The sequence below is a fragment of the Agrococcus jejuensis genome (assembly GCF_007679035.1).
GTDB classification, from domain to species: Bacteria; Actinomycetota; Actinomycetes; order Actinomycetales; family Microbacteriaceae; genus Agrococcus; species Agrococcus jejuensis_A.
Genome location: NZ_VEFR01000002.1, coordinates 153,660 through 172,770, shown reverse-complemented (window position 1 = coordinate 172,770; position 19,111 = coordinate 153,660). Strand labels below are relative to the sequence as shown.

The following is a 19,111-nucleotide window of genomic DNA, read 5'->3' as shown; positions in this document are numbered from 1 at the left end:
GTCGATGGCTGCGACGACCGCCGACGACGCGCGTGCCCGGGACGACGATCCCGTGCTCGCCGCGTCGCCAGGATTCGCCTTCGCGTCGCGCCGGTCGACGCGCCACGTCGTCGCGCTCGTCGTCGGCGGTGCGGCCGTCGTCGCCGCCGCGGTCGGGTTCGCGCCGCTGCGCGCCTGGGCGTCGGCCGACGGCGACGCCGCCGGCTGGCTCGTCCCCGTCGGCGTCGGCGTGATCGGCGCGTGGCTCGCGATCGTGGGCCTCGTGGGCATCCGCAGGGCGCGCAGGACGTGGACGGCACCCGACGGCGCCGTGCTCGGGCGCGAGCGCTACCGGCTCGCCGGCTCGCAGGCCGATGCCGACGCCGTGTGGCAGCGGCTGTCGTCGGCGCCCGTCGGCGAGCTGCCCCGCCTGCCGGAGGGCCGGCGCGGTCCGATCGTCGTGTCGACGTACGTCGACCGCGCGGCGACGCGCCTGCACGCGACCGTCGTGCACCGCGAGGGCCCGACGACGCGCACATGGCCCGTCGTGACGCGCGACGACCCGGGCGCCGCGCGCTACGGCCAGGGGAGCGGCCCCGACGAGGCGCCGAATCCCATCACGATCTGACCTTCGACGCGAGGAGCGCGAGATGACCGACCTGAGACGGGCGCTGGGGGCCACCGACCCCGAGTGGACCATGCTGCTGCCGGCCGGCTGGGAGCGCATCGACGCCGACGAGCGGTCGCTCGACGAGCTCCTGGCGCGGTTGAAGCAGCGCCTCATGCGCGAGCACGGCGTCGCTGCCTACGCGCAGACCTCCGAGCGCCTGCGCCGAGCCGTGGGCGACCTGCGCGCCCGGGGCGGTGCCGCGCTCATGCTGCCGCTCGAGTCGGTCGAGGGCGCGCAGTACATCCCCGCGTCGCTCACGGCGGCATTCATCGGCGCGTCGCGCGAGGAGCTCGACGCGACCGTCGCCGGCCTCGTCGCAGAGGGAGCGGTCGCGTTCGGCGGCGACAAGCGCTGGGTGCGAGCCCAGACGACGCAGCACGGCGTCGAGGGCGAGGAGGCGGCGGCGCTCACGACGGTGCGCTACCTCACGCCCGTGCCGCGCACGCAGCGCACGCGAGCGCTCGTGCTGACCGCCAGCGTGCTGCACGACGTGGGGCACGAGGTCGACGACCCGTTCCTCGAGGGCGTGCTGCGCGTGGTCGACACGCACGTCGCCACGTTCCGCTGGTCCCCGACGGTGGCCTCGTGAGGCTCGACATCGCGTCCGAGGCGCTCACCCGATGGGTCGAGCTGCCGCCGATCGGCGCCGAGACCCAGGCGTGGCGCGCCGAGCTCGTCGACGGGCTCCTGCGTACCTGGGAGAGCGGGTGGAGTCGCGAGGTCGCCGAGGACGCCCTCGACCACGGCCTCGCCGCCCGCGACCCCGACGCGCTGTCGACGCTGCAGCTGTGGCCGGGCGACGGCCCCGCGAACGCGACCGTGCAGCTGTCGGTGCACGCCGCGCCGCCCGTCGAGCGACTCGTCGAGCAGGCGTTCCCGGGCGACGACGTCGTCGTCGAGCGCCTCGACGGCGCGACCGTCGGCCCCGGCTACGAGGTCGTGTGGATGGTCACCCTCCCCGACGGGGCGCAGGGCGTCGCCGCCCGCCACGCCTTCACCGACGGCGAGACGCTGCTGCTCGTGACGCTCGACGTCACGCATCCGCTCTTCGCCGCCTCGATCCTCGAGACGGTGCGCGACCTCGCGCGCGGCATCGTGGTCGAGCACGACGACGGCACGCCGTGGCAGGCGTATCCGCTGCTCGAGCACGTCGTCGTCGACGAGCAGGTGGAGGGATGGGCAGTTGTGCCCATCGACGCGGAGGCCGACGCTTCGTAACGTTGTCGTCGATGGTCCGCATTGGCCAGAGACACGAACTTCGAGGGAAGGAACGGCCATGACCGACTTCGGTGCAAGCTATGGCGAGATGGAGCAGGTCGCGGCGGCGCTCGTCGACGGTCGCGACGACATCGTGCAGACGCTCGAGCAGCTCAAGGGCAAGGTCGACACGCTGCTGGGCGAGGACTTCAAGACGCAGCACGCGTCGGGCAAGTTCGGCGAGGGCTACGAGGAGCTGACCTCGGGCCTGACGACGGCGGTCGACGGCATCGGCGACATGTCCGAGGCGCTCACCGGCATGATGCAGGCGATCCAGCAGCTCGACGAGCAGCTCGCCGGCGGCTGATCCGCAGCCATCCGCGCACGAAGGGGTCGACCACGATGGTCGGCCCCTTCGTCGTGCGCGGGCGGCATCCGCGGCGATGGGCAGGACTGCCCATGGGGCGGGCATGGGCAGTCCTGCCCATGGTGGTTCCCAGGCAGCGCTCGTAGCGTGGTGGCACACGGTCCGTTCGGGCCGCGAGATCCGAACGAAGGGGATGACCATGACGGACTTCGGTGCCAGCTATGGCGAGATGGAGCAGGTCTCGGCGGCGCTCGTCGACGGGCGCGACGACATCGTGCAGACGCTCGAGCAGCTCAAGGGCAAGGTCGACACGCTGCTGGGCGAGGACTTCAAGACGCAGCACGCGTCGGGCAAGTTCGGCGAGGGCTACGAGGAGCTGACCTCGGGCCTGACGACGGCGGTCGACGGCATCGGCGACATGTCCGAGGCGCTCACCGGCATGATGCAGGCGATCCAGCAGCTCGACGAGCAGCTCGCCGGCGGCTGATCCGCAGCCATCCGCGCACGAAGGGGTCGACCACGACGGTCGGCCCCTTCGTCGTGTCCGGGCATGCCATCGCCGGGTCGAGCCGTCGATGGGGAGTCCTGCCCATGGGGCGGCGCAGGGGTGACGCATAGCCTGGGCGCGACGGCGAGGAGGCACGACGGTGGGCGACGACATCCGCATCTCGTACGGCGACCTGCGCGGCGCCGTCACGAACCTCGATCACGTCGCGACGCAGTTCGCATCGCACGACGACACGGCGGACGCCGCAGCAGCCGCCGTCGGGCACGACGGCCTCGCGCACCAGGTGCGCGAGTCGGCCGACACGTGGGACGACAACCGCAAGGACTTCCGCGAGGCGGCCGAGGGGCTCGCGCGCTCGATCGACGACATCATGCGCGCGTTCGTCGAGCTCGACGTCGAGCTCGCGAAGGACGAGCGATGAGGCCCGAGCCGCTCACGGGCGAGGCGAGCGTCGTCGACGGGCACGGCGCCGCGTACGTGGGCACCGCCGACGCGATCGAGGCCGCGATCGAGCGCCTGCGGTCGATCCGCGACGAGGACTCGACGATCGCGAAGGCGTTCGACCGGGTCCGCGACGCGGCGGGCGACGTCTCCGAGCAGATCGCGAGGGCGCGCTCACGCTACGACGTCACGGGCCAGGCGCTCGTCGACTACGCCGCCGAGCTGCGGATCGCGCAGACGTCCGCCGACGACGCGATCAAGCGCTGGGATGCCGCCGACGCGGCGGCGGGCGACGCGGAGGATCGGCGCAAGGACCTCGAGGCGGCGACGCCCGACGACGCGGTCGGCGACCCCGTGGGCGACCAGGCCGCGGTCGTCGCCGCGCACGAGGCCGCGCGGCAGGAGGCGTACGACGACTGGCTCGTCGCCGTCGAGCGCAAGCGCTCCGCCGCCGAGGAGGCCGAGGCGCGCATCCGCGCCGAGGTCGAGGACGCCGAGATCAACGACTCGTTCTGGGACGACCTCTGGGGCGGCATCACCGACCTGTTCGAGGCGATCGCCGACGCGATCGTCGCGGTGCTCGAGTGGATCGCTGCCGTCGTGCTCGTGGCCGTCGCCGTCATCGTGCTCGCCGCGATCGCCGTCGCGATGCTCGCGGTCGGCGGCATCGTCGCGCTGCTCGGCGGGCTCCTGCTCGCTGCCGTCGTGCTGTTCGTCGCCAACGGGGGCGCGGAGGCGTTCGTGCGCACGCTGCTGCGCACGGGCGAGATCGACGCCGCGCTCATGGCCGGCGCCATCGAGACCCTGCGCACGACGGCGCCCGGCGTGCTCGACTGGCTCGTCGCGCAGGATGCGGGGCAGCCGGAGCCGAAGTGGAACCGCGAGAAGGTCGTCGAGCGCGACCTCGACGACGCGACGGCCGGCGACCTGCTCGCCGAGCTGCAGGCCGGCAACCGCGACGTCGACGCCGTCGCCGGCGCACCCGACGGCTACGACTCGTCGAACGCCACCATGATCACCGTCACCGAGGTCGTCGGCGCCGATGGCGTCGCGCGCTACCGCGTCAACATCCCCAGCACGCAGCAGTGGATCCCCGGCACCGACGGCATCAACGACATCGCGAGCGACGCCGCCGCGAAGCTCGGCGAGGACCCGACGCAGCTCGAGGCGGCCGTGCGGCGGGCGATGGCCGAGGCGGGCGTGCCCGACGGCGCGGGCGTCGTGCTGTCGGGGTGGAGCCTCGGCGGCATCACCGCGGCGAACCTCGCCGCCGACCCGTCGTTCACCGCGCGGTACGACGTCGATGCCGTCGTCGTCGCGGGCGCGCCGGTCGACGACGTGCCCGTGCCGTCGCACATCCCCGTGCTCTCCGTCGAGCACGTGGGCGACCCCGTGCCGCTGCTCGAGGACCCCTCGGGCGGCTACCACCGCGACGATCCGAATCGCACGCGCATCGAGGTCGACCCGCCCGCCGACGCGCCGTTCGTGCCGCACGAGGGGGCTGCCTACGAGACGACGCTGCAGCAGCAGGGTGACCTGCCGGGCTCCGTCGCGCAGGAGTGGGTGGATCGCGTGGGGCTCGACCGCTACTTCAGCGCGACGGAGACGCAGCACGCGTCGGTGTACCAGCGCGGCGGGCAGGGGGTGGCCCGATGACGGATCCCGCAGCCCTCGAGGCGGCCATCGTCGCGGTCGACGGCGTCGTCGCCGCGTCGGTCTCCGAGATCGCCGACGGTGCGCCGTGGCGCACTGCGCTCGTCGTGCACGTCGACCTCGACCCCGAGGTCGCCGAGGCACCCGGCGACGCCGCCCGCGGCGCGCTCGCGGCGCTCGCCACCGCGGGCGCCGGCATGCCGCGCGCGACCGTCGCCTTCACGACGCACCGCCCGCACGAGGTGCGCCTCGACGCGCGGCGCATCGCCGCCGACGCGGGGCTCGGAGGGCTCGGCATCGTGACGCGCCGGTCGATCGTCGTCGACGCGCCGGCGGTGCAGGGGCTGCGATGAGGCTCGCGCTGCCGCTGCCGGGCCACTGGTACGCGCTGCCCGTCGGCGAGCCCGACGCGCGCACCCGCATCCGCCGCTTCGCCGAGGAGGTGCACGGCGCCGCCGACGCCCGTGCGGTCGAGCGCATCCGGCTGCGCCGCCGCCTGCACGTGGCCCTCGCGCACGCCGAGCGGGGGAGCGCGCAGCAGCTGCACCTCGGACGCGCCCTCGACGGCGGTGCGCCCCTGCCGGCGTCGATCGCCGTCTATCCCGGCATCGCCGTGAGCACGGCCGCGGACGCGTCGCCGAAGGCGGTGATGGATGCGCTCGTGCCCCTCGTGCTGCGCGCCGCGCACGAGCCGCACGGCGGCTCCGCCGTCGCCGGCCCCGAGGACCGCGTGCTCGCGACGCCCCGCTCGCTCGTGCTGCGCCGCCCGACGATCGAGCACGTCGCCGATCCCGACCTCGGCGCCCTGCCGACGCTGCGCGTCGACTACTGGGTGACCGTGCCCGGCGAGCGGCACGCGGTGCTCGTGCACGCCGTGGCGCCCGAGACGCCGTTCGCGACGCTGCTGCGCGACCTCTTCGACGAGATCGTCGTCGGTGCGCGGTTCGCATCCGACTCGCCGCTCGCCGCCGAGCTGCGCGCCTGACGCGCGGGCCGCATCGGGCACCGATCGGCGCCCACGCGCGAACGGCCCCCGGACCGCGAGGGTCCGGGGGCCGCGTGGTGCTGGTGCGATCAGCCGCCGAGGCTCGTCGTCGCGACGACCACGAGGTCCTCGACGTCCTCGAAGCCGGCCGTCTCCTGCGTGAAGCTCGTGAACGGCACGGCGGCGACGGTGAGGTCGCCGATGGTGCCCGTGAGGGCGCCGCCGCCCTCGGTGAGCGTGCCGCCGGCGGCGTTGCCCTGCTCGGCGAGCGCCGTGACCGTGGCCGCGCTGCCGGGCAGCACGGCGAACGACGCGGAGACGCCGCCCTGCTCGAGCGCCAGGACGCACGTGGTCGGCAGGTCGCCGATGAGCTCGGCGGGCTGGAAGTCCGCCGTGGCTGCCGAGGCCGCGGCCTCGGGCACGCCGCCCGACGCCGACAGGAGCGTGTCGATCTGCTCGCTCGTGCAGACGTCGCCGGACGCGTCGCCCTCGGCGGCGTCGGTCGCGGGAGCCGACTCCTCGCTCGAGCCGCTCGTCGTGGGCTCCTCGTCTGCGCCGTCGCCGCCGCCGCCGCTGCAGCCGGCGAGGCCGAGCACGCCGATGGCGGCGATGGCGACGATGGTGGAGCCGCGCAGGGCGCGGTTCGTGATGGTGGGCATCGTGCTCCTCTCAGGGGGACGCGCCGAGCCTAGGGGCGTCGCGCGAGCGGACCCTGGACGCGCGATGGCCGTGGCGCGTCGAGCCCCTGGCCGACCGAGGGCCGGCGTGGACGCGGCCGTCCGACGCCGGCGGAGGCCCCTGCTGCTCGCCCAGGGCGAGCGGCGCGACCTTGACCCGTGCATGAGCGCGGCCGTATGCTTGCTCGGGTGTGCGTTCAGGCGCGCCCTGCGTCATGCGCAGGATACGGCGAGCACCACTTGGGCAATCGGACACCCGTCCGAGCCCCCACGGCATATCCCACCGCTCGCGAGGCGACTCGCGCGTGCGGGATCTGCGATGGCGCCGGCGATGAGCCGGCAGATCACATCGATGCTGTCACCGTGCAGCAGAAGGAAGCATTCGTGCCCACCATCCAGCAGCTGGTCCGCAAGGGCCGGACGCCGAAGGTCTCCAAGACCAAGGCGCCCGCGCTCAAGGCCAACCCGCAGCAGCGAGGCGTCTGCACTCGCGTCTACACGACCACCCCCAAGAAGCCGAACTCGGCCCTCCGCAAGGTGGCTCGCGTCAAGCTCTCCAACGGCACCGAGGTCACCGCCTACATCCCCGGCGAGGGCCACAACCTGCAGGAGCACTCGATGGTGCTCGTCCGCGGCGGTCGTGTGAAGGACCTCCCCGGCGTGCGCTACAAGATCGTGCGCGGCGCGCTCGACACGCAGGCCGTCAAGAACCGCAAGCAGGCTCGCAGCCGCTACGGCGCGAAGAAGGGCTGAGAACCATGCCTCGTAAGGGACCCGCCCCGAAGCGCCCCGTCGTCGCAGACCCGGTCTACGGCGCACCGATCGTCTCGCAGCTCGTCAACAAGATCCTCCTCGACGGCAAGAAGGGCCTCGCCGAGCGCATCGTGTACGGCGCGCTCGCCGGCGTCGCATCGAAGTCGGACCAGGAGCCCGTCGCCGTGCTGAAGAAGGCGCTCGACAACATCCGCCCGACCCTCGAGGTCAAGTCGCGCCGCGTCGGTGGCTCGACCTACCAGGTGCCCGTCGAGGTCAAGCCGCACCGCGCGAACACGCTCGCGCTGCGCTGGCTCGTCTCGTACGCCAAGGCTCGTCGCGAGAAGACGATGACCGAGCGCCTCATGAACGAGATCCTCGACGCATCGAACAGCCTCGGCGCTGCCGTGAAGCGTCGCGAGGACACGCACAAGATGGCCGAGTCGAACAAGGCCTTCGCTCACTACCGCTGGTGACCCACCGGCCGCGAGGCGTCCGGACCGGACGCCTCGCGGCCCCACCCGCCAATCCACTCCAGTAAGGAACCCCTGTGGCACAAGACGTGCTGACGGACCTCACGAAGGTCCGCAACATCGGCATCATGGCGCACATCGATGCCGGCAAGACGACGACCACCGAGCGCGTGCTCTTCTACACGGGCGTCAACCACAAGATCGGCGAGACGCACGACGGCGCCTCGACGACCGACTGGATGGAGCAGGAGAAGGAGCGCGGCATCACGATCACGTCTGCCGCCGTGACCTGCTTCTGGAACGGCACCCAGATCAACATCATCGACACCCCCGGTCACGTGGACTTCACCGTCGAGGTCGAGCGCTCGCTGCGCATCCTCGACGGCGCCGTCGCCGTCTTCGACGGCAAGGAGGGCGTCGAGCCCCAGTCCGAGACCGTGTGGCGTCAGGCCGACAAGTACAACGTCCCGCGCATCTGCTTCGTCAACAAGATGGACAAGCTCGGCGCCGACTTCTACTTCACGGTCGACACGATCGTCTCGCGCCTCGGCGCGCGCCCCCTCGTGCTGCAGCTCCCCATCGGCTCCGAGTCGGAGTTCGTCGGCGTCGTCGACCTGCTCTCGATGCAGGCCTTCGTGTGGCCCGGCGACTCCAAGGGCGACGTGACCATGGGCGCCAAGTACGAGATCCAGGAGATCCCGGCCGACCTCCAGGCGAAGGCCGAGGAGTACCGCGCGAACCTCGTCGAGGCCGTCGCCGAGGCTGACGACGCCCTCATGGAGAAGTTCTTCGAGGGCGAGGAGCTCTCGATCGCCGAGCTCCAGGCTGGCATCCGCAAGCTCACGATCGCCGGCGACGCCTACCCCGTGCTCTGCGGTTCGGCGTTCAAGAACCGCGGCGTGCAGCCCATGCTCGACGCCGTCGTGTCCTACCTCCCGTCGCCGCTCGACGTGCCGCCGGTGCAGGGCCACGACGTCAAGGACCCCGAGCTCGTCATCGAGCGTCGCGCCGACGCGAACGAGCCGTTCGCGGCGCTCGTGTCGAAGATCGCCGTGCACCCGTTCTTCGGTCGCCTCACGTACATCCGCGTGTACTCGGGCCACCTCGATGCCGGTGCCCAGGTCGTCAACTCGACCAAGGGCAAGAAGGAGCGCATCGGCAAGATCTTCCAGATGGCCGCCAACAAGGAGATCCCCGTCCCCTCGGTGACCGCTGGCCACATCTACGCCGTCATCGGCCTCAAGGACACCACCACCGGTGACACCCTGAGCGACGCGGCGCACCAGGTCGTGCTCGAGTCGATGACCTTCCCGGCCCCCGTGATCGAGGTCGCGATCGAGCCGAAGACGAAGGCCGACCAGGAGAAGCTGGGCGTCGCGATCCAGAAGCTCGCCGAGGAGGACCCGACCTTCCAGACCGAGCTCAACCAGGAGACCGGTCAGACGGTCATCAAGGGCATGGGCGAGCTGCACCTCGACATCCTCGTGGACCGCATGAAGCGCGAGTTCAACGTCGAGGCCAACATCGGCAAGCCCCAGGTCGCGTACCGCGAGACCCTCAAGGGCACGATCGAGCGCTACGACTACACCCACAAGAAGCAGACCGGTGGATCCGGTCAGTTCGCCAAGGTGCAGATCAAGCTCGAGCCGATGGAGATCACGGCCGACACGACGTACGAGTTCGTCAACGCGACGAGCGGTGGCCGCGTGCCCCGCGAGTACATCCCCTCGGTCGACGCGGGCATCCAGGACGCCATGCAGGTCGGCGTGCTCGCCGGCTTCCCGACGGTGGGCGTGAAGGCCTCGCTGCTCGATGGCGCTGCGCACGACGTCGACTCCTCGGAGATGGCGTTCAAGATCGCCGGCTCGATCGCGTACAAGGAGGCGGCCCGCAAGGCGCAGCCCATCCTGCTCGAGCCGCTCATGGCCGTCGAGGTCCGCACGCCCGAGGAGTACATGGGCGACGTCATCGGCGACCTCAACTCGCGTCGTGGCCAGATCCAGTCGATGGAGGACGCCGCAGGCGTCAAGGTCGTCAAGGCTCAGGTCCCGCTGTCGGAGATGTTCGGCTACGTCGGAGACCTGCGCTCGAAGACCTCGGGTCGCGCCGTCTTCTCGATGGAGTTCGCGAGCTACGCCGAGGTGCCCAAGGCCGTCTCGGACGAGATCGTCCAGAAGACCAAGGGCGAGTGAGCCCGGCCGGGTTCGGTCTGAGGGCCGAGCCCGGCTACCATAACTGCATACCCCAAGAACTGCTTCGTCGCCGCGCGCGCGAGGCACCCGGAAAGACGTCCTAGGAGGACACAGTGGCCAAGGCCAAGTTCGAGCGGACCAAGCCGCACGTCAACATCGGAACGATCGGTCACGTCGACCACGGCAAGACCACGCTCACGGCAGCGATCTCGAAGGTGCTTGCTGACAAGTACCCCTCGGCGACCAACGTGCAGCGCGACTTCGCCTCGATCGACTCCGCTCCCGAGGAGCGCCAGCGCGGCATCACGATCAACATCTCGCACGTCGAGTACGAGACGCCGAAGCGCCACTACGCGCACGTCGACGCCCCGGGTCACGCCGACTACATCAAGAACATGATCACGGGCGCCGCCCAGATGGACGGCGCGATCCTCGTGGTCGCCGCCACCGACGGCCCCATGGCGCAGACGCGCGAGCACGTGCTGCTCGCGAAGCAGGTCGGCGTGCCGTACCTGCTCGTCGCGCTGAACAAGTCGGACATGGTCGACGACGAGGAGATCCTGGAGCTCGTCGAGCTCGAGGTTCGCGAGCTGCTGTCGTCGCAGGACTTCGACGGCGACAACGCTCCCGTCGTGCGCGTCTCGGGCCTCAAGGCGCTCGAGGGCGACGAGAAGTGGTCGCAGGCCGTCCTCGACCTCATGGAGGCCGTCGACGAGTCCATCCCGGACCCGGTCCGCGACAAGGACAAGCCCTTCCTCATGCCCGTCGAGGACGTCTTCACGATCACCGGTCGTGGCACGGTCGTCACGGGTCGTGCGGAGCGTGGCACGCTCGGCATCAACTCCGAGGTCGAGATCGTCGGCATCCGCCCGACGCAGAAGACCACGGTCACCGGCATCGAGATGTTCCACAAGCAGCTCGACGAGGCATGGGCCGGCGAGAACTGCGGTCTGCTCCTCCGCGGCACCAAGCGCGAGGACGTCGAGCGCGGCCAGGTCGTCGTCAAGCCGGGTTCGGTCACGCCGCACACGGGCTTCGAGGGCACCGCGTACATCCTGTCGAAGGACGAGGGTGGCCGTCACAACCCGTTCTTCACGAACTACCGCCCGCAGTTCTACTTCCGCACCACCGACGTCACCGGCGTCATCACGCTGCCCGAGGGCACCGAGATGGTCATGCCCGGCGACACCACCGACATGGTCGTCGAGCTGATCCAGCCGATCGCCATGGAGGAGGGCCTCGGCTTCGCCATCCGCGAGGGTGGCCGCACCGTCGGCGCCGGCACGGTCACGAAGATCACCAAGTAGTCATCTGACTGCGAGCAGCAGGGGGTCCGCTTCGGCGGGCCCCCTGCTTCGTCGTCGGGGGAGGACGCCCGGTCAGGGTGCGGCGTCAACGACCGCCGTGCGGATCGCGGCGCCGAGGAGGCCGGCGCCCGCCTCGGTGAGGTGCACGCCGTCGTAGCTCGTGCCGGCGACGAACCCGTCGCCGTCGCGCAGGCCGGCCGACGCGTCGACCCACGTCCAGCCCTGCTGCGCGACGAAGGGCTCGAGGAAGTCGTTGACGGCGTCGGATCGGTCGGGTGCCGACGCGAGCGGCGGGATGGACGACACGACCACCTCGTCCACGCCCGCGCGTTCGACGATGCGCACGAGCTGCGCGCCGACGTCGGCCGCCAGGTCGTCGCCCAGGGCGTCGTTCGTGCCTGCGAGGATCACGAGCACGTCGGCGTCGAACGGCGCGGCGATCGCGTCGGCCATCTGCGCGGTCCGCGCGCCCCACTCGGCCCATCCGCCCGCGAACGCCACCTCGTCGTCGACCGCGTGCGCGACCCACGACTGCGCCCCGAGGTCGCCGTTCGCGAGGTCGGGGCTGTCGGCGTCGGTGATGGAGTCGCCGACGACGGCCATGCGCACGACCTGGTCGCTCGTCGTCGCGGTCGGGGATGCGGCCGGCGTGGTCGACGGGCCGGTCGTGCAGCCGACGAGCGCGACGGCGCTCGCCGCGAGCGTCGCCACCCACCGAGCGGGTCGGCGTCGGATGCTGGGCACCACGGACCTCGTCATGCACGCACGCTAGCGCCACGGCGTCCACGGCGCCCGAGCGCGCCGACTAGGCTGGTCGACCGTGGTGGACATCATCGACTTCGACGTGCAGACGACCAGCATCGAGGGCCTCGCCCTGATCCGGATGAAGCAGATCACGGACGACCGCGGCACGGTGCGCGAGTTCTTCCGCGCATCGGCGCTCGCCGAGGCAGGCTTCCCGCTGCCCGCGTTCCAGCAGGTCAACGTGACCGAGACGAAGCCCGGCGGCATGCGCGGCATGCACGGCGAGTCGATGGTCAAGCTCATCGCGATCGCGCACGGCACGGCGTACGGCGCCTGGGTCGACACGCGCCCCGGCTCGCCGACGCGCGGCAACGTCTTCCAGACCGACCTGCAGCCCGGCACGCAGATCCTCGTGCCCGAGGGCGTCTGCAACGGCTTCCAGTCGACGGGCGACACCCCGACCCAGTACGTGTACTGCTTCACGAGCGAGTGGGTGCCCGGCATGGCCGGCGTCGCCATCACGCCGCTCGACCCCGAGCTCGGCATCCTGTGGCCCATCGAGCCCGACCGCGACGACCGCTCGATCATCAGCCAGAAGGACCTCGACGCGCCGACGCTCGCCGAGGTGCTCGCCGGCTGACGCGCGACATCTCGTCGTCATCGACGCCGGGTAGCGTCGCAGCCATGCCCGCGATCGCGCTCGACGCCTCCATCGCCGACGACGTCGTCGCCTTCCTCGACGAGCACCTCGCCGACATGCGCAGCGTCTCGCCGCCCGAGTCGGTGCACGCGCTCGACGTCGCGGCGCTGCGTGCGCCGGGCATACGGCTGTGGGTGCTGCGCGGCGACGACGGCGGCGTGCAGGGCACCGTGGCGCTCGCGCCGCTCGAGCCCGGCCACGTCGAGCTGAAGTCGATGCGCGTCTCGGGCGCGCGTCGCGGCGCGGGCCTCGGCCGGCTGCTGCTCGACCATGTGCTCGCCGAGGCCCGCGCGAGCGGCGCGACGCGCGTGAGCCTCGAGACGGGCGCCGAGCCGTACTTCGCGGCGGCGCGAGGCCTCTACGCGCGGGGCGGCTTCGCGGAATGCGCGCCGTTCGGCTCGTACGTGCTGGACCCGAGCAGCGTCTTCATGACGCGCACCCTCTGACGCGTCGCCGTCACGGCTTCGCGTACCACTGCACGCTGACCCACAGGTCGGCATCCGACACGGGCGTCAGCTCGCTGATGCGGATCATGTCGGGCAGCGGCTCGAGGAAGGCGATCGGGTCGCCGACGGCGTCCTCGTAGATGCCGGCGACGAACGGGTTCGGGGTGAGGCCGGTGGCGAGGATGCGCGCGTCGAGGTCGGCGAGCACGCCGTCGCCTGCCGGGATCAGGGCCAGGGCGTAGGTGCCGACGGAGTCGAGGATGTCGCTGGGCTGCGTCGCGGCGCACGCGATCGTGAGGCCGTCGAGGACGGTCGCGGGCGTGAACCCGGGCTGGATCGTCGCGGCGTCGTAGCCGAACATCGCCTCCTCGAGGAAGGCCGTCGAGCAGCCGCCGTCGACGACCGCGGAGCCGGCGGCGGGCTGGGTCGCGCTCGGCGTCGGCGTCGGCGTGGTCGGCGTCAGGGTCGGGCTCGCGCTCGGCGTCGTGGTGGGCGACGGCGGCACGACGGGAGCCTGCGTCCCCGGTGCTGCCGCGGGCGGCACGACGACGCAGCCGGCGAGCGCGCCGGCGCCGACGACGGCGAGGGCCATGCGGCGGAGGCGATGCATGCGACGGACGCTACGCGCGCCCGCCGGTCGTGGCCTGGGAGCGGCGAGCGGCGAGCCGCGCGCTGAGGTCGCGCGCGACGTCGACGACGAGCGCCTGCAGCGCCGGCCACGCCTCGGCGGCGTCGGCGTCGTCGAGCCGCACCGTGACGCCGACGCCGGCGACGGGATCGCCGACCGCGTCGATCGCCGCGGCGGCGACCGAGCCGTAGGCGGGGTCGACGTCGCCGCGCTCGAGCGCCCAGCCTCTGGCGCGCACGTCGGCGAGCATCCGGCCGAGGGCGGCACGCGTCGCGGGCTCGCCGCCTGCGAGATCGGCGTCATGCGGCACGAGGGCGCGGACCTGCGCGTCGTCGAGGGCGGCGAGCAGCGCGCGCCCGGTCGCGGTGCGCACGGCCGGCAGGCGCACGCCGACGCTCGACACCGTCGTGGGGGAGCGGCGCGCCGAGCCACGGCCCGCGTAGCGCACGTCGACGCCCGACAGCACGGCGAGATGCGCGGTCGCCGGCACGGGCGAGGCGCGCACGAGCCGGTCGAGCAGCGGCTGCCCGAGCCGCTCGATCCGCGTCGCGGCGTCGACGCGCGAGCCGATGCGCGCGACGCGCGCGCTCGGGCCCCAGGCGCCGAGCTCGGGGTAGTGCACGAGGAAGCCCTCGTCGCGCATGACCGCGAGCAGGTCGTACGTCGTCGAGCGCGGGATGCCGAGGTCGCGCGCGATGGTCTGCGCGCGCACGGGGCCGAGATGCTCGGCGAGCAGCGCGAGCACGCGCAGCGCATGGCGCGCGGCGGGCATGCGCGGCGTCGGCATCGTCACCTCCGAGTCCGAGTCCCGCGGAGTCCGAGATCTCGGACACCAGCATCCCACGCGCCGATGCGCCGCCCGGGACGCACGGCTGAGATGGAGGCATGCAGGACATCGTCATCGGGGCGCAGCCCCTCGCAGCCGCCGACGTCGTCGCGGTCGCCAGGCACGGCGCACGCGTGCGCATCCACCCCGACGCCCTCGCGGCCGTCGCCGAGACGCGCGCCCTCGTCGACGCGCTCGCCGACGACGACCGGCCGCACTACGGCATCTCCACCGGCTTCGGCGCCCTCGCGACGACCGCGATCGCCCCGGCCGACCGCACGCGCCTGCAGCAGTCGCTCATCCGCAGCCACGCGGCGTCGTCGGGCGCGCCCGTCGAGGACGAGGTCGTGCGCGCCCTCATGCTGCTGCGCCTGCGCACGCTCGCGACCGGCCGCACGGGCGTGCGCCCGATCGTCGTCGAGACGTACGCCGCGCTGCTCAACGCCGCCATCCACCCCGTCATCGGCGAGCACGGCTCGCTCGGCTGCTCGGGCGACCTCGCGCCGCTGTCGCATGTGGCGCTCGCGCTCATGGGCGAGGGCGACGTGCGCGTCGACGGCGTCGTGCAGCCCGCCGCCGAGGCGCTCGCCGCCGCCGGCATCGCGCCCGTCGTGCTCGCCGAGAAGGAGGGCCTCGCGCTCGTCAACGGCACCGACGGCATGCTCGGCATGCTGTGCCTCGCGCTCGACGACCTCGCCCGCCTGCTCGACACGGCCGACCTCGCCGCCGCCATGAGCGTCGAGGGGCTGCTCGGCACCGACTCGCCCTTCGCCGCCGACCTGCAGGCGCTGCGCCCGCATGCGGGGCAGGCGGCGAGCGCCGCGCGCATCCATGGCCTCCTCGCCGGCAGCCCCATCGTCGCGAGCCACGCCGGCCCCGAGGACACGCGCGTGCAGGACGCCTACTCGCTGCGCTGCGCGCCGCAGGTGCACGGCACCGCGAGGGACACCGCCGAGCACGCCGCGCGCGTCGCAGCGATCGAGCTCGACTCCGCGATCGACAACCCGGTCGTGACGCTCGATGGCCGCATCGTCTCCAACGGCAACTTCCACGGCGCCCCCGTCGCGGCCGTGCTCGACTTCCTCGCGATCGTCGTCGCCGACGTCGCGTCGATGAGCGAGCGCCGCACCGACCGCTTCCTCGACCCCGCGCGCAGCCACGGCCTGCCGCCGTTCCTCGCCGCCGAGCCCGGCGTCGACTCGGGCCTCATGATCGCCCAGTACACGCAGGCCGGCATCGTCTCGGAGCTCAAGCGCCTCGCGGTGCCCGCGTCGGTCGACTCGATCCCGTCGAGCGCCATGCAGGAGGACCACGTGTCGATGGGATGGGGCGCCGCGCGCAAGCTGCGCCGTGCCATCGACGGCCTCGAGCAGGTGCTCGCGATCGAGGCCATGACCGCGGCGCGCGGCATCGACCTGCGCGCGGACGCGCCGGGCGAGCGCACGGGTGCGGCGATCGCGGCGATCCGCGAGCGCGTGCCCGGCGCCGGTCCCGACCGATTCCTCGCGCCCGACATCGCCGGCGTGCGCGAGCTCGTCGCGTCGGGTGCGCTGCTCGCGGCTGCCCGCATCCACGAGCTCGACCCACGACTCGCGCCGGCGACCGCCGACGCCCACGGAAGGAGCGACCGATGACCGGTCCCACCACGAGCGGCCCGCGTCCCGTGCGCGCGCACCGCGGCACGCAGCTGCACACGAAGGGGTGGCAGCAGGAGGCGGTGCTGCGCATGCTGCAGAACAACCTCGACCCCGAGGTCGCCGAGCATCCCGACGCGCTCGTCGTCTACGGCGGCACGGGCAAGGCCGCCCGGTCGTGGGAGGCGTTCGACGCGATCGTGCGCACGCTCGAGACCCTCGGCGACGACGAGACGCTGCTCGTGCAGTCGGGCAAGCCCGTCGGCGTGCTGCGCACCCACGAGCGGGCGCCGCGCGTGCTCATCGCCAACTCGAACCTCGTCGGCGAGTGGGCGACGTGGCCCGAGCTGCGACGCCTCGAGGCCGCCGGCCTCATGATGTACGGCCAGATGACGGCCGGGTCGTGGATCTACATCGGCACGCAGGGCATCCTGCAGGGCACGTACGAGACGTTCGGCGCCGTCGCCCGCGCGCTCGGCCGCGAGTCGCTCGCCGGCACCATCACCCTCACGGCCGGTCTCGGCGGCATGGGCGGCGCGCAGCCGCTCGCCGTGACGATGCAGGGCGGCGTCGCGATCTGCATCGAGGTGGATGCCTCGCGCATCGCCCGCCGCATCGAGCACCGCTACCTCGACGAGCAGGCGGACTCGGTGGAGGACGCGCTCGCACGCGCCGTCGTCGCGCGCGACGAGGGTCGGGCGCTGTCGATCGGCGTGCTCGGCAACGCCGCCGACCTGGTGCCGCAGCTGCTCGCGATGGAGGCGCCGATCGACGTCGTCACCGACCAGACGAGCGCGCACGACCCGCTCGCGTACCTGCCGAGCGACGTGGCGTTCGAGGACTGGGATGCGGCGCGCGAGCGCGACCCCGAGGCATTCGTCGCCGCGGCGCGCGCATCGATGGCGCGCCACGTCGAGGCGATGGTCGGCTTCCAGGACGCCGGCGCCGAGGTGTTCGACTACGGCAACTCGCTGCGCGCCGAGGCGCGCGAGGGCGGGTACGCGCGGGCGTTCGACTTCCCCGGGTTCGTGCCGGCGTACATCCGCCCGCTCTTCGCCGTCGGCAAGGGGCCGTTCCGCTGGGTGGCGCTCTCGGGCGACCCCGAGGACATCGCGAAGACCGACGCGGCGATCCTCGAGCTCTTCGGCGACGACCCGCATCTGCGGCGTTGGATCGAGCTCGCGGGGGAGCGCGTCGCCTACCAGGGCCTGCCGGCGCGCATCTGCTGGCTCGGTGCCGAGCAGCGGCATCTCGCAGGCCTGCGCTTCAACGAGATGGTCGCGTCGGGCGAGCTGTCGGCGCCGATCGTCATCGGTCGCGACCACCTCGACGCGGGCTCGGTCGCGAGCCCGTACCGCGAGACGGAGGCCATGAAGGACGGCTCCGACGCCATCGCCGACTGGCCGCTGCTCAACGCGCTCACGGCGACGGCGTCGGGAGCGAGCTGGGTGTCGATCCACCACGGCGGCGGCGTCGGCATGGGCCGCTCGATCCACGCGGGCCAGGTGACGGTCGCCGACGGCACGCCGCTCGCGGCCGAGCGCCTCGAGGCCGTGCTGCGCAACGATCCCGCGATGGGCGTGCTGCGGCATGCGGACGCGGGCTACGAGGAGGCCGACGCGTTCGCCGACCAGCACGGCATCCGCATCCCCATGCGGGAGTCGTGATGCCTTCGACCCTCGTGACGGGCATCGCCGAGCTCACGACCAACGACGCCGCGGGCCGGCTCGCGGATGCCGCCGTCGTGCTCGAGGGCGAGGTCGTCGCGTGGGTCGGGCCCGCAGCCCATGCGCCGGCGGCGGATGCGCGCGTCGACGTCGACGGCCGGGCCGTGCTGCCCGGCTGGGTCGACAGCCACACGCACCTCGTGTTCGCGGGCGACCGCGGCGCGGAGTTCGAGGCGCGCATGGCGGGGCAGGCGTACGCGGCCGGCGGCATCGCCACGACGGTCGCGGCCACGCGTGCGGCGACGGATGCCGAGCTGCAGGCGCGGTACGACCGTCTCGTCGACGAGATGCTGCGCGGCGGCACGACGGCGTTCGAGACGAAGACCGGCTATGGGCTCACGATCGCCGACGAGGAGCGGTCGGCACGCATCGCCCGTTCCCGCGCGGACGCCGTCACGTTCCTCGGTGCGCACCTCGTGCCTGACGGACGGGACGCCGACGGCTACCTCGACGAGGTCGTCGGGCCGATGCTCGACGCCGTGCGCCCGCACGTCGACGCGATCGACGTGTTCTGCGAGCGCGGTGCCTTCGACGAGGCGCACTCGCGACGCGTGCTCGAGGCCGGGCGGGATGCGGGTCTGGCGCTGCGGGTGCACGGCAACCAGCTCGGGCCCGGGCCGGGGGTCGCGCTCGCCGTCGAGCTCGGTGCGGCGAGCGTCGACCACGTCGGCTTCGTGTCCGACGACGAGATCCGCATGCTCGCGGACTCGTGGGCGGACGGGGCGCGCGGCACCGTCGCGACCCTGCTGCCCGCGTGCGACCTGTCGACGCGCATGCCCCTCGCCCCGGCACGGGCCCTCGTCGATGCGGGCGCGGTCGTCGCGATCGCGTCGAACGCGAACCCCGGCACGTCGTACACGACGTCGATGGCGTTCTGCGTCGCGACCGCCGTGCTGCAGCAGCGGCTCACGGTCGCGGAGGCCGTGCGCGCGGCGACGCTCGGTGGCGCCATCGCGCTTGGCCGTGACGAGCCCACGCCGGGGCTGCCCGACCTCGGCCGCCTCCGCGTCGGCGCCCGCGCCGACCTGCACGTGCTCGATGCCCCGTCGGCGGCGCACCTGGCCTACCGTCCGGGCGTCCCTCTCACGCACGCGGTCTGGAGGGCGGGCGCTCGGGTCGTCTAGCGCGAGCGGCCGCTCCACCCCAGCCGGTCGAGGAGGCCGCAGCCGAAGGCTGCCGCCGTCACGAGACCACGTGACGAGCC

General features: G+C 72.9%; 22 protein-coding genes. 18 read left to right on the top strand and 4 right to left on the bottom strand.

The features are described from left to right. Window positions 1–4 precede the first annotated feature (4 nt). The 9 genes from FS793_RS07850 (at window position 5) to FS793_RS07810 (ending at window position 5,800) form a co-directional block, all read left to right on the top strand. On the top strand, window positions 5–607 hold the full coding sequence (locus FS793_RS07850) for a hypothetical protein (protein ID WP_144719956.1): 603 nt from the start codon (window positions 5–7) through the stop codon (window positions 605–607). Window positions 608–629: 22 nt separating this feature from the next. After that, the gene (locus FS793_RS07845; protein ID WP_144719955.1) at window positions 630–1,238 is read left to right on the top strand and encodes a hypothetical protein; all 609 of its coding nucleotides are present in this window, start codon (window positions 630–632) and stop codon (window positions 1,236–1,238) included. After that, on the top strand, window positions 1,235–1,867 hold the full coding sequence (locus FS793_RS07840) for a hypothetical protein (RefSeq protein WP_144719954.1): 633 nt from the start codon (window positions 1,235–1,237) through the stop codon (window positions 1,865–1,867). Before FS793_RS07845 ends, FS793_RS07840 begins: the two co-directional genes overlap by 4 nt. Window positions 1,868–1,925: 58 nt before the next feature. Beyond that, a complete protein-coding gene (locus FS793_RS07835) occupies window positions 1,926–2,213 on the top strand; it encodes a WXG100 family type VII secretion target (protein WP_092503067.1) in 288 nt (95 codons plus the stop codon). 199 nt (window positions 2,214–2,412) lie between these two features. Next, window positions 2,413–2,700, top strand: coding sequence for a WXG100 family type VII secretion target (locus tag FS793_RS07830; RefSeq protein ID WP_144719953.1), 288 nt, complete (start codon window positions 2,413–2,415; stop codon window positions 2,698–2,700). A 160-nt stretch (window positions 2,701–2,860) separates the two neighbouring features. Continuing rightward, window positions 2,861–3,142, top strand: a complete 282-nt coding sequence (locus FS793_RS07825; RefSeq protein WP_144719952.1) for a hypothetical protein — start codon at window positions 2,861–2,863, stop codon at window positions 3,140–3,142. Further along, entirely contained in the window at window positions 3,139–4,818 is a 1,680-nt protein-coding gene (locus FS793_RS07820; RefSeq protein ID WP_144719951.1) for a hypothetical protein, read from the top strand. Before FS793_RS07825 ends, FS793_RS07820 begins: the two co-directional genes overlap by 4 nt. Beyond that, window positions 4,815–5,168: a hypothetical protein gene (locus tag FS793_RS07815; RefSeq protein WP_144719950.1), complete on the top strand. Its 354-nt coding sequence runs from the start codon at window positions 4,815–4,817 to the stop codon at window positions 5,166–5,168. The genes FS793_RS07820 and FS793_RS07815 overlap by 4 nt, the downstream gene beginning before the upstream one ends. Beyond that, window positions 5,165–5,800, top strand: coding sequence for a hypothetical protein (locus FS793_RS07810; RefSeq protein ID WP_144719949.1), 636 nt, complete (start codon window positions 5,165–5,167; stop codon window positions 5,798–5,800). The genes FS793_RS07815 and FS793_RS07810 overlap by 4 nt, the downstream gene beginning before the upstream one ends. 89 nt (window positions 5,801–5,889) lie before the next feature. On the opposite strand, the gene FS793_RS07805 is transcribed toward FS793_RS07810, so the two are convergent. After that, entirely contained in the window at window positions 5,890–6,459 is a 570-nt protein-coding gene (locus FS793_RS07805) for a hypothetical protein (protein ID WP_144719948.1), read from the bottom strand. 402 nt (window positions 6,460–6,861) lie between these two features. Between FS793_RS07805 and rpsL the strand changes: the two genes are divergently transcribed. The 4 genes from rpsL (at window position 6,862) to tuf (ending at window position 11,202) form a co-directional block, all read left to right on the top strand. Continuing rightward, window positions 6,862–7,230, top strand: coding sequence for a 30S ribosomal protein S12 (gene rpsL / locus FS793_RS07800; RefSeq protein ID WP_092506783.1), 369 nt, complete (start codon window positions 6,862–6,864; stop codon window positions 7,228–7,230). 5 nt (window positions 7,231–7,235) lie between these two features. After that, window positions 7,236–7,706 carry a 30S ribosomal protein S7 gene (gene rpsG, locus FS793_RS07795; RefSeq protein WP_144719947.1) on the top strand — a complete coding sequence of 157 codons (471 nt, stop codon included), beginning with the start codon at window positions 7,236–7,238 and terminating at the stop codon, window positions 7,704–7,706. Window positions 7,707–7,780: 74 nt separating this feature from the next. Beyond that, the gene (gene fusA / locus FS793_RS07790; protein WP_144719946.1) at window positions 7,781–9,895 is read left to right on the top strand and encodes an elongation factor G; all 2,115 of its coding nucleotides are present in this window, start codon (window positions 7,781–7,783) and stop codon (window positions 9,893–9,895) included. A gap of 113 nt (window positions 9,896–10,008) precedes the next feature. After that, entirely contained in the window at window positions 10,009–11,202 is a 1,194-nt protein-coding gene (tuf, locus tag FS793_RS07785; protein ID WP_144719945.1) for an elongation factor Tu, read from the top strand. 72 nt (window positions 11,203–11,274) lie between these two features. Here the strand turns inward: tuf and FS793_RS07780 are convergent, their stop codons facing one another. Then, window positions 11,275–11,961 carry an SGNH/GDSL hydrolase family protein gene (locus tag FS793_RS07780; RefSeq protein ID WP_144719944.1) on the bottom strand — a complete coding sequence of 229 codons (687 nt, stop codon included), beginning with the start codon at window positions 11,959–11,961 and terminating at the stop codon, window positions 11,275–11,277. Window positions 11,962–12,022: 61 nt separating this feature from the next. Here FS793_RS07780 and FS793_RS07775 point away from each other — a divergent pair, with 61 nt between their 5' ends. After that, window positions 12,023–12,586 (top strand): dTDP-4-dehydrorhamnose 3,5-epimerase family protein, encoded by a 564-nt coding sequence (locus tag FS793_RS07775; protein ID WP_144719943.1) that lies wholly within the window; start codon window positions 12,023–12,025, stop codon window positions 12,584–12,586. A gap of 44 nt (window positions 12,587–12,630) precedes the next feature. After that, the gene (locus tag FS793_RS07770) at window positions 12,631–13,092 is read left to right on the top strand and encodes a GNAT family N-acetyltransferase (RefSeq protein ID WP_144719942.1); all 462 of its coding nucleotides are present in this window, start codon (window positions 12,631–12,633) and stop codon (window positions 13,090–13,092) included. A 10-nt stretch (window positions 13,093–13,102) separates the two neighbouring features. Here FS793_RS07770 and FS793_RS07765 read toward each other — a convergent pair whose 3' ends face one another. Then, window positions 13,103–13,702 carry a hypothetical protein gene (locus FS793_RS07765; protein ID WP_144719941.1) on the bottom strand — a complete coding sequence of 200 codons (600 nt, stop codon included), beginning with the start codon at window positions 13,700–13,702 and terminating at the stop codon, window positions 13,103–13,105. A 10-nt stretch (window positions 13,703–13,712) separates the two neighbouring features. Next, complete coding sequence (locus FS793_RS07760; protein WP_144719940.1) at window positions 13,713–14,507, bottom strand: IclR family transcriptional regulator; 795 nt, start codon at window positions 14,505–14,507, stop codon at window positions 13,713–13,715. Window positions 14,508–14,605: 98 nt separating this feature from the next. Here FS793_RS07760 and hutH point away from each other — a divergent pair, with 98 nt between their 5' ends. Genes hutH through hutI form a run of 3 tightly spaced genes read left to right on the top strand, consistent with a single transcriptional unit; the run spans window position 14,606 to window position 19,031 of the window. Beyond that, complete coding sequence (hutH, locus tag FS793_RS07755; RefSeq protein ID WP_144719939.1) at window positions 14,606–16,180, top strand: histidine ammonia-lyase; 1,575 nt, start codon at window positions 14,606–14,608, stop codon at window positions 16,178–16,180. After that, the gene (gene hutU, locus FS793_RS07750) at window positions 16,177–17,847 is read left to right on the top strand and encodes a urocanate hydratase (RefSeq protein ID WP_144719938.1); all 1,671 of its coding nucleotides are present in this window, start codon (window positions 16,177–16,179) and stop codon (window positions 17,845–17,847) included. Before hutH ends, hutU begins: the two co-directional genes overlap by 4 nt. Further along, window positions 17,847–19,031 (top strand): imidazolonepropionase, encoded by a 1,185-nt coding sequence (gene hutI / locus FS793_RS07745; protein WP_144719937.1) that lies wholly within the window; start codon window positions 17,847–17,849, stop codon window positions 19,029–19,031. Before hutU ends, hutI begins: the two co-directional genes overlap by 1 nt. Window positions 19,032–19,111: the final 80 nt, after the last annotated feature.

Excerpts from the sequence above, each read along its gene's own strand:
- FS793_RS07810 (WP_144719949.1), top strand. The coding sequence starts at position 5,165 with ATGAGGCTCGCGCTGCCGCTGCCGGGCCACTGGTACGCGCTGCCCGTC.
- hutH (WP_144719939.1), top strand. The coding sequence starts at position 14,606 with ATGCAGGACATCGTCATCGGGGCGCAGCCCCTCGCAGCCGCCGACGTC.
- hutU (WP_144719938.1), top strand. The coding sequence starts at position 16,177 with ATGACCGGTCCCACCACGAGCGGCCCGCGTCCCGTGCGCGCGCACCGC.
- FS793_RS07835 (WP_092503067.1), top strand. The coding sequence starts at position 1,926 with ATGACCGACTTCGGTGCAAGCTATGGCGAGATGGAGCAGGTCGCGGCG.
- FS793_RS07805 (WP_144719948.1), bottom strand. The coding sequence starts at position 6,459 with ATGCCCACCATCACGAACCGCGCCCTGCGCGGCTCCACCATCGTCGCC.
- FS793_RS07765 (WP_144719941.1), bottom strand. The coding sequence starts at position 13,702 with ATGCATCGCCTCCGCCGCATGGCCCTCGCCGTCGTCGGCGCCGGCGCG.
- hutI (WP_144719937.1), top strand. The coding sequence starts at position 17,847 with ATGCCTTCGACCCTCGTGACGGGCATCGCCGAGCTCACGACCAACGAC.
- FS793_RS07850 (WP_144719956.1), top strand. The coding sequence starts at position 5 with ATGGCTGCGACGACCGCCGACGACGCGCGTGCCCGGGACGACGATCCC.
- FS793_RS07770 (WP_144719942.1), top strand. The coding sequence starts at position 12,631 with ATGCCCGCGATCGCGCTCGACGCCTCCATCGCCGACGACGTCGTCGCC.
- FS793_RS07815 (WP_144719950.1), top strand. The coding sequence starts at position 4,815 with ATGACGGATCCCGCAGCCCTCGAGGCGGCCATCGTCGCGGTCGACGGC.
- FS793_RS07780 (WP_144719944.1), bottom strand. The coding sequence starts at position 11,961 with ATGACGAGGTCCGTGGTGCCCAGCATCCGACGCCGACCCGCTCGGTGG.
- FS793_RS07820 (WP_144719951.1), top strand. The coding sequence starts at position 3,139 with ATGAGGCCCGAGCCGCTCACGGGCGAGGCGAGCGTCGTCGACGGGCAC.
- FS793_RS07845 (WP_144719955.1), top strand. The coding sequence starts at position 630 with ATGACCGACCTGAGACGGGCGCTGGGGGCCACCGACCCCGAGTGGACC.
- FS793_RS07830 (WP_144719953.1), top strand. The coding sequence starts at position 2,413 with ATGACGGACTTCGGTGCCAGCTATGGCGAGATGGAGCAGGTCTCGGCG.
- FS793_RS07760 (WP_144719940.1), bottom strand. The coding sequence starts at position 14,507 with ATGCCGACGCCGCGCATGCCCGCCGCGCGCCATGCGCTGCGCGTGCTC.
- rpsG (WP_144719947.1), top strand. The coding sequence starts at position 7,236 with ATGCCTCGTAAGGGACCCGCCCCGAAGCGCCCCGTCGTCGCAGACCCG.